Origin of the sequence: Celeribacter sp. PS-C1, from assembly GCF_019429625.1 — a bacterium.
GTDB lineage: Bacteria > Pseudomonadota > Alphaproteobacteria > Rhodobacterales > Rhodobacteraceae > Celeribacter.
The window spans coordinates 46,427-60,187 of sequence record NZ_JAHXRW010000006.1 but is presented as its reverse complement, the minus strand read 5'-3'; the positions used below and the strand labels follow the sequence as shown (position 1 = coordinate 60,187).

The 13,761-nt window shown below is 59.8% G+C and carries 13 protein-coding genes; all 13 read left to right on the top strand.

The features are described 5' to 3' along the window. Complete coding sequence (gene nuoG, locus J5Y17_RS10440) at positions 1-2,019, top strand: NADH-quinone oxidoreductase subunit NuoG (RefSeq protein WP_219785194.1); 2,019 nt, start codon at positions 1-3, stop codon at positions 2,017-2,019. After that, positions 2,019-2,438 (top strand): hypothetical protein, encoded by a 420-nt coding sequence (locus J5Y17_RS10435; protein WP_219785193.1) that lies wholly within the window; start codon positions 2,019-2,021, stop codon positions 2,436-2,438. Before nuoG ends, J5Y17_RS10435 begins: the two co-directional genes overlap by 1 nt. Before the next feature lie 11 nt (positions 2,439-2,449). Continuing rightward, positions 2,450-3,487 (top strand): NADH-quinone oxidoreductase subunit NuoH, encoded by a 1,038-nt coding sequence (gene nuoH / locus J5Y17_RS10430; protein ID WP_219785192.1) that lies wholly within the window; start codon positions 2,450-2,452, stop codon positions 3,485-3,487. Further along, the gene (gene nuoI / locus J5Y17_RS10425) at positions 3,488-3,982 is read left to right on the top strand and encodes an NADH-quinone oxidoreductase subunit NuoI (RefSeq protein WP_219785362.1); all 495 of its coding nucleotides are present in this window, start codon (positions 3,488-3,490) and stop codon (positions 3,980-3,982) included. Continuing rightward, positions 3,979-4,386, top strand: a complete 408-nt coding sequence (locus J5Y17_RS10420; RefSeq protein ID WP_167602088.1) for a carboxymuconolactone decarboxylase family protein — start codon at positions 3,979-3,981, stop codon at positions 4,384-4,386. The genes nuoI and J5Y17_RS10420 overlap by 4 nt, the downstream gene beginning before the upstream one ends. Beyond that, complete coding sequence (locus J5Y17_RS10415) at positions 4,383-4,997, top strand: NADH-quinone oxidoreductase subunit J (RefSeq protein WP_219785191.1); 615 nt, start codon at positions 4,383-4,385, stop codon at positions 4,995-4,997. Before J5Y17_RS10420 ends, J5Y17_RS10415 begins: the two co-directional genes overlap by 4 nt. Positions 4,998-5,084: 87 nt before the next feature. Further along, positions 5,085-5,390, top strand: coding sequence for an NADH-quinone oxidoreductase subunit NuoK (gene nuoK, locus J5Y17_RS10410; protein ID WP_090056114.1), 306 nt, complete (start codon positions 5,085-5,087; stop codon positions 5,388-5,390). Positions 5,391-5,396: 6 nt separating this feature from the next. Beyond that, positions 5,397-7,508 (top strand): NADH-quinone oxidoreductase subunit L, encoded by a 2,112-nt coding sequence (gene nuoL / locus J5Y17_RS10405; RefSeq protein ID WP_219785190.1) that lies wholly within the window; start codon positions 5,397-5,399, stop codon positions 7,506-7,508. Continuing rightward, positions 7,508-9,040, top strand: coding sequence for an NADH-quinone oxidoreductase subunit M (locus tag J5Y17_RS10400; protein ID WP_219785189.1), 1,533 nt, complete (start codon positions 7,508-7,510; stop codon positions 9,038-9,040). Before nuoL ends, J5Y17_RS10400 begins: the two co-directional genes overlap by 1 nt. A 13-nt stretch (positions 9,041-9,053) precedes the next feature. Continuing rightward, complete coding sequence (gene nuoN / locus J5Y17_RS10395; protein WP_219785188.1) at positions 9,054-10,490, top strand: NADH-quinone oxidoreductase subunit NuoN; 1,437 nt, start codon at positions 9,054-9,056, stop codon at positions 10,488-10,490. 44 nt (positions 10,491-10,534) lie between these two features. Continuing rightward, positions 10,535-11,239 carry a biotin--[acetyl-CoA-carboxylase] ligase gene (locus J5Y17_RS10390; RefSeq protein WP_370628927.1) on the top strand — a complete coding sequence of 235 codons (705 nt, stop codon included), beginning with the start codon at positions 10,535-10,537 and terminating at the stop codon, positions 11,237-11,239. Then, on the top strand, positions 11,239-12,018 hold the full coding sequence (locus J5Y17_RS10385) for a type III pantothenate kinase (protein ID WP_219785186.1): 780 nt from the start codon (positions 11,239-11,241) through the stop codon (positions 12,016-12,018). Before J5Y17_RS10390 ends, J5Y17_RS10385 begins: the two co-directional genes overlap by 1 nt. After that, positions 12,015-13,676, top strand: coding sequence for a ribonuclease J (locus J5Y17_RS10380; protein WP_219785185.1), 1,662 nt, complete (start codon positions 12,015-12,017; stop codon positions 13,674-13,676). Before J5Y17_RS10385 ends, J5Y17_RS10380 begins: the two co-directional genes overlap by 4 nt. Positions 13,677-13,761 lie beyond the last annotated feature (85 nt).

Sequence of the window (13,761 nt, the reverse complement as noted above, 5' to 3'; positions counted from 1 at the left end):
ATGGCAGACAAGCGCAAAATCATCATTGACGGGACCGAGGTCGAAGTCGATCCGGCCATGACGATCCTTCAGGCCTGTGAAGTGGCCGGGATCGAAGTGCCGCGGTTCTGCTATCACGAACGGCTGTCCATCGCGGGCAACTGCCGCATGTGTCTCGTCGAGGTCGTGGGCGGCCCGCCGAAACCGGCGGCCTCCTGCGCGATGCAGGTCAAAGACATGCGTCCGGGGCCGGAAGGCCAGCCGCCGGTGGTCAAGACCAACTCGCCGATGGTGAAAAAAGCGCGCGAGGGCGTGATGGAGTTCCTCCTGATCAACCACCCGTTGGATTGCCCGATCTGCGACCAGGGCGGCGAATGCGACCTGCAAGACCAGGCCATGGCTTATGGCGTCGATTTCTCCCGCTACCGCGAACCGAAGCGCGCCTCTGAAGAGTTGAACCTCGGGCCGCTCGTCGGCACCGCGATGACGCGCTGTATCTCTTGCACCCGCTGCGTGCGCTTCACGACCGAGGTCGCGGGCATCACCCAGATGGGCCAGACGGGACGTGGCGAAGACAGCGAGATCACCAGCTATCTGAACGAAACGCTGGCCTCGAACCTTCAGGGCAACATCATCGATCTCTGCCCAGTCGGCGCGCTGACCTCGAAACCTTACGCCTTCACCGCCCGTCCGTGGGAATTGACCAAGACCGAGACCATCGACGTGATGGACGCGCTCGGCTCGAACATTCGCGTCGACACCAAAGGTCGCGAAGTGATGCGCATTCTGCCGCGCAACCATGACGACGTGAACGAAGAGTGGATTTCCGACAAAACCCGCTTCATCTGGGACGGTCTGAAACGCCAGCGCATCGACACGCCCTACATCCGCAAAAACGGCAAGCTGACCAAGGCCACTTGGGTCGAGGCGCTGTCCGCTGCGGCTGCGGCGATGAAGGGCAAAAAGGTTGCGGGTCTCGTCGGCGATCTGGCGCCGGTCGAGGCGATCTATGCCTTGAAAGGTCTGGTCGAAGGTCTTGGCGGCAATGTCGAGTGCCGTGTCGACGGCGCCAAACTGCCCGCGGGCAACCGTGGCGTTTATGCTGGCACCGCCTCCATCGCCGACATCGACGATGCGAAATACATTCAGCTGATCGGCACCAACCCGCGCGACGAAGCGCCGGTGTTGAACGCCCGTATCCGCAAGGCTTGGGCCAATGGCGCCAAGGTCGGTCTCGTCGGCCAAGCCGTTGATCTGACCTACGATTACGCCCATGTCGGCACTGACCGCGCGGCGCTCGAAAGCCTTCTCGGTCATAACTACGGCGATGTGTTGAGCCAGCCCTCGCTGGTCATCGTCGGCGCCGGTGCAATCAACGAAGCCGATGGCGAAGCGGTTCTGGCGACAGCTCAGAAACTTTGCGAAGCGACCGGTTCGAAACTCATGGTGCTCCACACTGCCGCCAGCCGCGTGGGTGCGATGGATGTGAATGCTGTGACCGAAGGTGGTCTGGACGCTGCGACCAACGGGGCAGAGGTGATCTACAACCTCGGCGCCGATGAGGTGGAAATCGCCGACGGTCCTTTCGTGATCTACCAAGGTTCGCACGGTGATCTGGGCGCGCACCGCGCCGATGTGATCCTGCCGGGCGCCGCCTACACCGAAGAAAACGGATTGTTTGTGAACCTCGAAGGACGTCCGCAGCTTGCACTCCGTGCAGCCTTCCCGCCGGGTGAGGCGAAAGAGAACTGGGCGATCCTGCGCGCACTCTCTGCCGAGCTTGACGCCACGCTGCCCTACGACTCGCTGGCGCAACTGCGTAACGCGTTGATCTCTGAGGTGCCGCATCTGGCGCAGATCGACGAGGTGCCGGAGAACGATGTGGTCGCATTGCCGGAGAAATCGTTGGGCAAGGCCTCCTTCCGCAACGCGGTCAAGGATTTCTACCTGACGAACCCGATTGCGCGCGCCTCTGTGCTGATGGCGGAACTGTCCGCCATGGCGAAAGCCCGCGCCGAGACGCCGGTGGCGGCTGAGTGATGGCGCTGAGCGGGGCACATATGGCCGCTCTCGGGCTAGTGGCAGTGGGCTTGTCCGGTTGTGACAAGACCTGCTGCGCCGCACCCGAGGCACATGTGTCGCGCGCGGCGGCCTCCGAATATCTCGGGGTCGAGACCCGTCTTTTGGACGGTGATCTGGTTAATTTTCTCGTCTCCGCCAAGGGAGACAGGGCGAAAACAAATGTGGTGGCCTATGCCGATTGCGCGGCTGCCCAATATGCGCTGATCCGGGGTTTCGGGTTTGCGCGACATGTGCGGACAAATGTCGCACAAGAGGCTGGAATTTGGCGCGCGGATGCTGTTTACACCATCTCGCCAGCGCTCCCCGAAGGTTTGCGCAAGCTCGACGCAGAAGTCGTCGTCGCAAACTGTCGGGACAACGGAATACCGACGGTGTGAAAGGCTGAAAAATGGTCGAATTTTTCACGACAACTAATCTGGGGATCTTCCTGCTCACCCTTGGGCAGATCTTGTTGGTCCTCGTGCCACTCTTCGTGGCGCTCGCCTTCCTGATGTATGGCGACCGGAAAATCTGGGCGGCAGTCCAGATGCGCAAAGGCCCCAACATCGTTGGCGTTTTCGGCCTCTTGCAGTCCTTCGCGGACTTCTTGAAATACCTCGTCAAAGAGGTGGTCGTGCCCGCAGGCGCTGACAAATTCGTCTTTTACCTCGCGCCGATGATCACCTTCATCACCGCAGCCATCGCCTGGGCGGTGATCCCGTGGAATGACGGCTGGGTGATCTCGGATCTGAACATCGCGATCCTCTATATCTTCGCTGTCTCCTCTTTGGAGGTTTACGGCGTGATCATGGGTGGTTGGGCGTCGAACTCGAAGTATCCGTTCTTGGGCTCGCTTCGTTCCGCAGCCCAGATGATTTCTTACGAGGTTTCGATCGGCCTCATCATCATCGGCGTGGTGCTGTCGTCAGGCTCCATGAACTTTGGCGACATCGTCGCAGCGCAAGACGGCAACGGCATCTTCTCCTGGTACTGGCTGCCGCATTTCCCGATGGTCTTCCTGTTCTTCGTCTCGGCACTCGCGGAAACCAACCGCCCGCCGTTCGATTTGCCCGAAGCGGAATCGGAACTCGTCGCCGGCTACCAGGTGGAATATTCCTCGACGCCGTTCCTCTTGTTCATGATGGGCGAGCTGATGGCCGTCGTTCTGATGTGCGCGCTGGTGTCGATCCTGTTCTTCGGCGGTTGGAACTCTCCGGTGGAATTCCTGCCTGACGGCATCATGTGGCTGATCCTCAAGATGCTGATCGCGTTCTTCGTCTTCTCGATGGTGAAAGCCATCGTGCCCCGCTACCGCTACGACCAGCTGATGCGCATCGGTTGGAAAGTCTTCCTGCCGCTTTCGCTGGGCTGGGTCGTTCTGGTCGCGTTCTTTGCTCAATACGGTGCGTTCTGGGGAACCTATGCGCGCTGGACCGTTGGAGGCTAACTGATGGCTCTCGATTACACCCGCGCCGCCAAGTATTTCCTGATGATGGACATCTGGGCCGGCTTTAAAATCGGTCTGCGGTATTTCTTCGCGCCCAAGGCGACGATCAACTACCCGCATGAAAAGGGGCCGCTTTCCCCGCGCTTCCGGGGCGAGCACGCGCTGCGTCGTTATCCGAACGGCGAGGAACGCTGCATTGCCTGTAAGCTTTGCGAAGCGATCTGCCCGGCGCAGGCCATCACCATCGATGCCGAACCCCGTGAAGACGGCTCGCGCCGCACCACGCGCTACGACATCGATATGACGAAGTGCATCTACTGCGGCTTCTGTCAGGAAGCCTGCCCGGTGGACGCTATCGTCGAAGGCCCGAATTTCGAATTCTCCACCGAGACGCGTGAGGAACTGTTCTACGACAAGGAGAAACTCCTTGAGAACGGCGCGCGTTGGGAGGCGGAGATCGCCCGCAACCTCGAACTGGATGCACCGTACCGATGAGTGATTTCACCAAGCTTTTCGAACAGATGATGGAGCAGAGCCACAAGATGGCTTCTGCCTGGAACCCGGCAATGGAGACCTTTCAGGTGCCGGCGTTCGACAAGCTTTGGCCGACCATGTCCAAGGATTGGATGGAGATGGTTTGGGGAACGACCTTCAACAAGGACGGGCTCGATGCGAAAACACGACTTCTTGTGGTGGTCGCCGGGCTGACCGTGCTTGGTGCGCAGGCCGAAGCCCCGTTCAAACTGACCGTGCGCCACGCTTTGGAGGCGGGTGCCACCGAAAAAGAGATCGCGGAAGTGATTTACCAGATGTCGATGATGGGCGGTGTGCCCGCCATGACGAAGGCGCTTGAGCTGGCTCAGGCGGTCTTCAACGAAAAGCAGGAGGGCAGTGAATGACTGTCGCAGATTACGCATTTTACCTTTTCGCCATCGTGATGCTGGTGGCCGGGGTGTTCACGGTTGTGTCGCGCAACCCGGTGCACTCCGTGCTCTGGTTGATCGTCACCTTCCTGACCGCCTCCGGTCTTTTCGTCCTGCTGGGGGCGGAATTCGTCGCGATGCTTTTGGTCATTGTCTACGTCGGCGCGGTGATGGTGCTTTTCCTCTTCGTGGTGATGATGCTCGACGTCGATTTCGCGGAGCTCAAGGCGGGGATGGCGAAGTACCTGCCGTTCGCACTTTTGATTGGTGTGGTTCTGTTGCTTCAGATGGGGTTTGCCTTTGGCGACTGGCACGCGGCCGAAGGCGCCGACGCGCTGCGCCGTTCCGTGACGCCCGATGCGGCCGAGGTGCACAACACCGCCGCTCTGGGCCAGCTCATGTATGACGATTACCTGATGCTCTTCCAACTGGCGGGTCTGATCCTTTTGGTTGCGATGATCGGTGCGATCGTCCTGACGCTGCGCCACCGTTCGGATGTCAAACGCCAGAACGTGCTGAAACAGATGTATCGCAAGCCCGAAGAGTCTTTCGAGATGAAAGACATCAAACCGGGGCAGGGGCTTTAAGCCTCAGATGAATGACCGGGGCGAGGTCCTCCCGCCCCGATGAAAAAGGCCGCAAAAGCGGCGAGAGAGAAAGAACTGAGGGACGACATGGTCGGACTTGAACATTACCTGACAGTGGCCGCGGCGCTGTTTGTCATCGGCATCTTCGGGCTCTTTTTGAACCGGAAGAACATCATCATCATCCTGATGTCGATCGAGATGATCCTGCTGTCGGTCAATATCAACCTTGTCGCCTTCTCCTCCTTCCTGGGGGATCTGACGGGACAGATTTTCACGATGCTGGTTCTGACCGTGGCCGCCGCCGAGGCCGCCATCGGGCTTGCCATTCTCGTGAGCTTCTTCCGCAACCGCGGCACGATCGACGTCGAAGACGTCAACGTGATGAAAGGGTAAGGGCACATGGAAACGATCATCCTCTTCGCGCCGCTGGTCGGCGCCCTCGTCGGCGGCTTTGGCTGGCGTGTGATCGGCGAGAAGCCCGCGCAATATCTGACCACGGGTCTGTTGTTTCTGGCCGCCATCCTGTCCTGGATCGTGTTCCTGACGTTCGATGGCACGACCGAGCATGTGACCATCCTGCGCTGGATCGAAAGCGGGTCTTTGTCCGTCGATTGGGGCATTCGCCTCGACCGTCTGACGACGATCATGCTGATCGTGGTGAACACGGTCTCCGCGCTGGTGCACCTCTACTCGCTGGGCTACATGGCGCATGACGAGAACTTCGGCGACGACGAGCCCTATCGCGCGCGCTTCTTTGCCTATCTCTCTCTCTTCACCTTCACCATGTTGATGCTGGTGACCTCTGACAACCTGATCCAGATGTTCTTTGGCTGGGAAGGTGTGGGTCTGGCCTCTTACCTGCTGATCGGTTTCTACATCAAGAAACCCTCCGCCGGCGCCGCTTCGATGAAGGCCTTTATCGTCAACCGCGTGGGTGACTTCGGCTTTATCCTCGGCATGGCCGGTCTGTTCCTTTTGACCGACAGCGTGCGGTTCGACGATGTGTTTGCCGCAGGCCCGATGCTTGCGGACACGTCGCTGCATTTCCTCTGGACCGAATGGAACGCCGCCAACCTTCTGGCTTTCCTCTTGTTCGTCGGTGCGATGGGCAAATCGGCACAGCTGTTCCTTCACACCTGGTTGCCGGACGCGATGGAAGGCCCGACGCCTGTGTCGGCGCTTATCCACGCCGCGACCATGGTGACCGCGGGCGTCTTCCTCGTCTGCCGCATGTCGCCGATCTTTGAATATGCACCGCAGACCCAGATGTTCGTCATCTACATCGGTGCGACCACGGCCTTCTTTGCCGCCACCGTCGGTCTGGTGCAAAACGACATCAAACGCGTGATCGCCTATTCGACCTGTTCGCAGCTCGGCTACATGTTCGTGGCCGCAGGCGCGGGCGCTTACGGTCCGGCGATGTTCCACCTTTTGACGCACGCCTTCTTCAAGGCCATGCTCTTCTTGGGCGCGGGCTCGGTCATCACCGCGATGCACCACGAACAGGACATGCGCAACTACGGCGCGCTGCGTAAAAAGATCCCCTTCACTTTCTGGATGATGATCATCGGCACGCTGGCGATCACCGGCGTTGGCATCCCGCTCACGCATTTCGGTTTCGCCGGCTTCCTGTCGAAAGACGCGATCATCGAGAGCGCCTATGCGTCTGGTGTCGGCTACGCCTTCTGGATGCTGGTCATCGCGGCGCTGTTCACGTCCTTCTATTCCTGGCGTCTGATCTTCCTGACCTTCTACGGCAAGGCGCGCGGCGATCATCATGCGCATGACCATGCGCACGAAAGCCCGCTTGTCATGCTGGTGCCGATCGGAACGCTGTCCTTGGGCGCGATCTTTGGCGGCATGATCTGGTATAACAGCTTCTTCGGCGATCATGATAAATTCGTTGAGTTTTTCGCTCTGCCGCATCACGCGGAAGTCGAGATGGTCGATGGTCATGGCGAAGCTGCTGCGGATACGCACGGCGAAGCGGCGGACACTCATGCGGTGGCTGCTGATACGCACGGCGAAGAGGCCGCGCATGGCGAGGCTGGCATGGCTCCTCAGGGCGCGATCTTCCTCGCTGCCGACAACACAGTTCTGGACGACGCGCACCACGCGCCGACCTGGGTCAAGGTGTCGCCCTTTGTCGCTATGGTCCTCGGCTTCCTGATCGCCCTTTGGTTCTACATCTGGAAACCGGAAACGCCGCGCAAACTGGCCGAAAGCCAGCCCGTTGCTTACCAGTTCCTGCTGAACAAATGGTATTTCGACGAGCTCTATAACGCGATCTTCGTGCGTCCCGTTCTGGCCCTTGGCCGCTTCCTCTGGAAACGTGGCGACGAAGGCACCATTGACGGCGGGATCAACGGTCTTGCGCTTGGCATCGTGCCCTTCTTCACCCGCCTTGCTGGCCGGGCGCAGTCGGGCTTCATCTTCACTTACGCTTTTAGCATGGTTCTGGGGATTGTGATCTTGGTAACCTGGATGTCGATCGGCGGGGGGGCACACTGATGGAAAACGTGCTTTCTTTCGTCACCTTCCTTCCGACGGTGGCCGCCCTCGTGCTCGCGCTTTTCCTGCGCGGCGAGGATGCGGTGGCTCAACTCAACGCAAAACGATTGGCTCTCTTCGCCACTGTAATCACCTTTGTGATCTCTCTGTTCATCCTCTTTGGCTTTGATCCCGAAAACACCGGGTTCCAGATGGTCGAAGAGGCCGACTGGATCATGGGCCTCAAGTACAAGATGGGCGTCGATGGCATTTCTGTGCTCTTCGTGATGCTCACCACCGCGCTCATGCCGCTGGTGATCTGGTCCGCATGGGATGTGAAAACTCGCGTCAAAGAGTACATGATCGCTTTCCTTCTCTTGGAAACGCTCATGCTCGGCGTGTTCTGTGCTCTCGACCTGATGCTCTTCTACCTCTTCTTCGAGGCGGGCCTCATTCCGATGTTCCTGATCATCGGCATCTGGGGCGGCAAGAACCGCATCTATGCTGCATTCAAGTTCTTCCTCTACACCTTCTTGGGCTCCGTTCTGATGCTCGTTGCCATGGTCGCCATGTATATCGATGCAGGCACCACCGACATCGTGCAGCTCATGGCGCATGACTTCTCGTCGGAGACGATCCAGGTGCTGGGCTTCAACATCATCGGCGGGTTCCAGACGCTTGCCTTCCTCGCCTTCTTCGCCTCTTTCGCGGTGAAGATGCCGATGTGGCCGGTGCACACCTGGTTGCCCGACGCCCACGTTCAGGCACCGACCGCCGGTTCCGTGGTTCTGGCTGCGATCTTGTTGAAGATGGGCGGCTACGGCTTCCTTCGCTTCTCGCTTCCGATGTTCCCGGTGGCCTCCGCCAACCTCGCGGATTTCATTCTGATCCTCTCGGTCATCGCCGTGGTCTACGCGTCGCTCGTCGCCTTGGTGCAGAGCGATATGAAAAAGCTGATCGCCTATTCCTCGGTCGCCCACATGGGCTACGTCACGGCAGGTATCTTTACATTCAACCAGCAGGGTCTCGATGGTGCGATCTTCCAGATGATCTCCCACGGTTTCGTCTCCGGCGCGCTCTTCCTTTGTGTGGGTGTGATTTACGACCGGATGCACACCCGTGAGATCGACGCTTTCGGTGGTCTCGTGAACAAGATGCCGGCCTATGCGCTCGTCTTCCTGTTCTTCACCATGGCCAACGTCGGCCTCCCGGGCACCTCCGGCTTCATCGGCGAATTCCTCACGATCATCGGCATGTTCCAGGCCAACACCTGGATCGCTTTGGTCGCTGCCTCCGGTGTGATTTTCTCCGCCTGCTACGCGCTCTGGCTCTATCGCCGCGTCGTTTTGGGTGATCTGATCAAGGAAAGCCTCAAGACGATCAAGGATATGACCCCGCGCGAGAAATGGATCTTTGCGCCGCTCGTGGCGATGACGCTCCTCTTGGGCGTCTACCCGGCGCTGGTGCTCGATCTGATCGGGCCGTCGGTCTCTGCATTGATTGACAATTATCACGCTGCTCTGCCGATGATGGCAGACGTCGCCACCCACTAAAGGACACCGGGATATGACCTCTACTGACTTTTCCATCGTCCTGCCGGAAGTTCTCCTCGCCATCTACGGCATGGCGGCGCTCTTGTTCGCCGTCTACACCGGCAAGGACAAACTCGCGGCTCTGATCACCTGGGCGACCGCCGCTGTCTTCGTCATCATCGCGCTGATGATCGGCTTGGGCGGCGAGGGCTCTCGTGCTGCTTTCGGTGGCATGTTCATCGACGATGCCTTCTCGCGCTTCGGCAAAGTGGGCGTGTTGCTCGCGGGTGCTGCTGTGCTCGTGATGTCCTGCGACTTCTTGGACAAACGCGGCTTCGCCAAGTTCGAATACCCGATCCTCGTGCTGTTCTCCACGATCGGCATGATGGTCATGGTATCTGCAGGCGACCTGATGGCGCTTTATCTGGGCCTCGAGCTGATGTCCTTGGCGCTCTACGTCATCGCATCCTTCCGCCGCGACAGCGTGAAATCCACCGAAGCGGGGCTCAAGTATTTCGTGCTGGGCTCTCTGTCGTCGGGTCTGCTGCTCTACGGCTCGTCCCTGGTTTACGGCTTTTCCGGCACCACCTCTTTCGCGGGCATCATCTCTGTCGTGCAGAACGACGTGCCGGTGGGCGTGCTCTTTGGCCTCGTCTTCGTGATGACCGGCCTTGCGTTCAAGGTTTCCGCCGTGCCGTTCCACATGTGGACCCCGGACGTCTATGAAGGCGCTCCGACGCCGACCACCGCCTTCTTCGCCACCGCGCCGAAACTCGCCGCCATGGGCCTCTTCGCCCGCGTGCTGCACGACGCTTTCGGCGGCATCGTTGGTGACTGGCAACAGGTGCTCGCGGTCATCGCCGTGGCCTCCATGTTCTTGGGTGCCATCGCCGGGATCGGCCAACAGAACATCAAGCGTCTGATGGCCTATTCCTCGATCTCCCACATGGGTTTCGCGCTCATGGGGCTCGCGGCTGGCAATGCCGAGGGCGTGCAATCCGCGATGATCTACATGGCGATCTATGTGACGATGAACATCGGCACCTTCGCCTTCATCATGACGATGGAGCGTGATGGCAAACCGGTCACCGACATTTCCGCGCTGAACCTCTACTGGCGCAACTCGCCGACGAAAGCACTGGCCCTTCTGGTCCTGATGTTCTCGCTCGCGGGCGTGCCGCCGATGCTCGGTTTCTTCGGGAAACTGGCTGTGCTTCAGGCCGCTTGGGGCGCGGGTCTTGTCTATCTCGCCGTCTTCGGTGTGATCGCTTCCGTGATCGGTGCCTTCTACTACCTGCGCATCGTTTACTACATGTACTTCGGCGCTGAGACCGATCCGCTCGACAAAGTGTCTAGCCCGGTCACCTTCGCGCTCCTCACCATCTCCGCTCTCATCATGCTTGTCGGTATCGTCAACATGTTCGGGGTCGATGGTATGGCGGCGCTTGCGGCGGATGCGCTGGTCAAGTGAGCCCCGCTGACACACGTCATACATGGCCCGAAGGGGTAGGGCGGATCGTCCTCCCCTCCGTGGACAGCACCATGTCGGAGGCCGCGCGTATCGCGGCCTCTTCCACATTTCCGCAATGGATCATGGCCCAGACCCAGACGGCGGCACACGGTCGACGCGGGCGCCCCTGGACCATGCCGGAAGGCAACTTCGCCGCGACCCTGTTGATGTTCCCGCAGGAACGCCCCGAGTTGATTGCGCTGCGCAGTTTCGTGGCCTCTTTGGCGCTCTATGACGCCTTCGTCGCCGTCACTGGCCGCTCCGATCCCTTCTCTTTGAAATGGCCCAACGACGTGCTTTTGAACGGCGGCAAGGTTGCGGGTATCCTGTTGGAGCGCGGCCCTGCGCATCTGGCGATTGGCATCGGCATCAACCTCGCCGAAGCACCGCCCCTGTCAATGGTCGAAGAGGGGGCAACACCGCCCGTGTCCTTGGCGCATGAGACCGGCGCTTTGGTGGCGCCCGAAGAATTCCTCGACCAACTGGCGCTCAGCTATGCCCATTGGGAGGCGCAGTTCACCACCTACGGTTTTGGCCCGATCCGCGAAGCCTGGCTCGCGCGTGCGGCGCGTCTCGGCACAGAAATCCGGGCGCGCACCATGCGTGAGACGCATCACGGCACGTTCGAAACCGTGGACGCCTTTGGCAATCTCGTGCTTGCCACCTCCAAGGGCACGCTCACCATACCAGCCGCAGAGGTCTATTTCTGATGCTTCTCTGTATCGACACCGGCAACACCAACACTGTCTTTTCCATCTGGAACGGCAGTGAGTTCATCGCCACATGGCGCACCTCGACCGAGCACCAGCGCACGGCAGATCAGTATTACGTCTGGCTCTCGACCCTGATGAATTTTCAGAAAATCGAGGCGGATATTTCCGAGGTGATCATCTCCTCGACCGTGCCGCGTGTGGTGTTCAACCTGCGGGTTCTGGCGAACCGCTATTTCAATTGTCGCCCCCTCGTGGTCGGCAAACCCGAATGCCTCTTGCCGCATATGCCGCGTGTCGATGAGGGCACCACTGTGGGACCGGACCGCCTTGTGAACTCCGCCGGGGCCTTTGATCGCTTTGGTGGCGATCTCATCGTGGTAGATTTCGGCACGGCGACGACCTTCGACGTGGTGGCCGAAGACGGCGCCTATGTCGGCGGTGTGATCTCGCCGGGAGTGAACACCTCGCTCGAAAGTCTCCACCTCAAGGCCGCCGCTCTGCCGCATGTCGATGTCACCATGCCGGAGAAGGTCATCGGCACCAACACAGTCGCCTGTATGCAATCGGGGGTGTTTTGGGGTTATATTGGTCTCGTGCGCGAGACTTGTAACCGCATCAAGGCCGAATATGGCCGTCCGATGCAGGTGATTTCGACCGGAGGCCTTGCGCCGCTCTTCGATCAGGGTCACAAACTCTTTGACCATTTTGACGAATTTCTGACGATCCACGGCCTTGTCGTGATCCACAACTATAACAAGGACATGGGCAACACATGAGCGAACGTCTTCTCTATCTCCCTCTGGGGGGCGCCGGCGAGATCGGCATGAACTGCTATGTCTATGGCTACGGGCCTGCGGGCAATGAACGCTATATCGTCGTCGATCTGGGTGTCACTTTCCCCTCAATGGACGGCACACCCGGCGTCGATCTGATCTTTGCCGATGTTGCCTGGCTCGAGGAGCGCAAGGACCGCATCGACGGCATTTTCATCACCCATGCCCACGAAGACCACGTTGGCGCCGTTGGCCACCTCTGGCCGCGTCTCGATGCGCCGATCTATGCCCGTGCGTTTACCGCCCATCTGGCACGTCTCAAATTCGAAGAACACGGCCATGACGAGTTGCAGATCAAAACCGTCTCCGCCTGGCCCGAACAGATCAATGTCGGCCCCTTCACCGTGGGCTTCGTGCCGATCTCGCACTCGATCCCGGAATCCTCCGCGCTTGTGATCGACAGCCCGGCCGGCCGCGTGATCCACACCGGCGATTTCAAAACCGACGAAAACCCGGTGGTGGGCGAGCCTTTCGACCGGGCGCTGTTCGAAGAGATTTCCAAGAACGGCGTCAAAGCGCTGGTCTGCGATTCCACCAACGTCTTTTCTCCTATTCCGGGCCGCTCCGAGTCCGAGGTTATCGGCCCGCTAACCGATTTGATTTCCTCGCTCGACGGCATGGTGGCAGCGACCACCTTTGCCTCGAACATCGCGCGGGTGAAGACGCTGGCCGAAGCGGGGTCCAAAGCCGGGCGCTCCGTCGTCCTGCTGGGGCGCGCCATGCGCCGGATGATCACGGCGGCGATTGAGACCGGTATCATCTCCGATTTCCCGAAAACGGTTGCCCCTGAAAACGCGGCTGATCTGCCGCGTGAAAACCTGATGCTGCTGACGACCGGGTCGCAAGGCGAACATCGTGCCGCCACCGCCCAGCTGTCGCGCGGCAAATACCTTGGCCTCAAGATGGCCGAGGGTGACACGATGATTTTCTCCTCGAAAACCATCCCGGGCAACGAGGTCGCCATCGCCCGCATCCTCAATTCCTTCTCGGAAATGGGTGTCGATACGATTTCTGGCCGCGATGACATTCACGTTTCCGGTCACGCCAACCGGCCCGATCTGGCGCTGATGCATGAGATCGTCAAACCGCAGGTCGTGATCCCGATGCATGGCGAACACCGCCACCTGCGCGAACATGCGAAGCTGGCCGAGTCCAATGGTTTGACTGCGATTGTTGCGCCGAATGGCGTCGGCGTCGATCTCTCCGGCAATGCACCGCGCGTGGTTGAGTATGTCGAAACCGGACGTACCTATCTTGATGGGTCGATCCAGATCGGCGCGATGGACGGGATCGTGCGCGACCGTATCCGAATGGCGCTCAATGGCCTCGTCGTGGCCACTGTGATCATCGAGGATGACGAGCCGCTGGGCGATTGCTGGTGCGAGCTGCGCGGCCTCCCGGAAACCGGTCTTTCGCGCGCGCCTCTGATTGACGTGCTCGAAGAGGATGTGAACCAGTTCCTGATGCGCGCCAAGCCCAAGACCCTGTCCGATGATGACAAGCTCGAGGAAGAAATGCGCCGCATCATCCGCCGCACGACCCAAGAGGAAGTCGGTAAAAAGCCCGAGGTGCAGATCATCATCTCGCGCTTGTCGAGCTGATCTGAGCGCCTTGAGTGAGGCAGATTTCCTGCCGCAAACTCTTAAAAGAAAACCCGCGCTCTCAGGCGCGGGTTTTTCAATTCTG

Excerpts from the sequence above, each read along its gene's own strand:
- nuoL (WP_219785190.1), top strand. The coding sequence starts at position 5,397 with ATGGAAACGATCATCCTCTTCGCGCCGCTGGTCGGCGCCCTCGTCGGC.
- J5Y17_RS10385 (WP_219785186.1), top strand. The coding sequence starts at position 11,239 with ATGCTTCTCTGTATCGACACCGGCAACACCAACACTGTCTTTTCCATC.
- J5Y17_RS10380 (WP_219785185.1), top strand. The coding sequence starts at position 12,015 with ATGAGCGAACGTCTTCTCTATCTCCCTCTGGGGGGCGCCGGCGAGATC.
- J5Y17_RS10435 (WP_219785193.1), top strand. The coding sequence starts at position 2,019 with ATGGCGCTGAGCGGGGCACATATGGCCGCTCTCGGGCTAGTGGCAGTG.
- nuoK (WP_090056114.1), top strand. The coding sequence starts at position 5,085 with ATGGTCGGACTTGAACATTACCTGACAGTGGCCGCGGCGCTGTTTGTC.
- J5Y17_RS10415 (WP_219785191.1), top strand. The coding sequence starts at position 4,383 with ATGACTGTCGCAGATTACGCATTTTACCTTTTCGCCATCGTGATGCTG.
- J5Y17_RS10420 (WP_167602088.1), top strand. The coding sequence starts at position 3,979 with ATGAGTGATTTCACCAAGCTTTTCGAACAGATGATGGAGCAGAGCCAC.
- J5Y17_RS10400 (WP_219785189.1), top strand. The coding sequence starts at position 7,508 with ATGGAAAACGTGCTTTCTTTCGTCACCTTCCTTCCGACGGTGGCCGCC.
- nuoG (WP_219785194.1), top strand. The coding sequence starts at position 1 with ATGGCAGACAAGCGCAAAATCATCATTGACGGGACCGAGGTCGAAGTC.
- nuoH (WP_219785192.1), top strand. The coding sequence starts at position 2,450 with ATGGTCGAATTTTTCACGACAACTAATCTGGGGATCTTCCTGCTCACC.
- nuoN (WP_219785188.1), top strand. The coding sequence starts at position 9,054 with ATGACCTCTACTGACTTTTCCATCGTCCTGCCGGAAGTTCTCCTCGCC.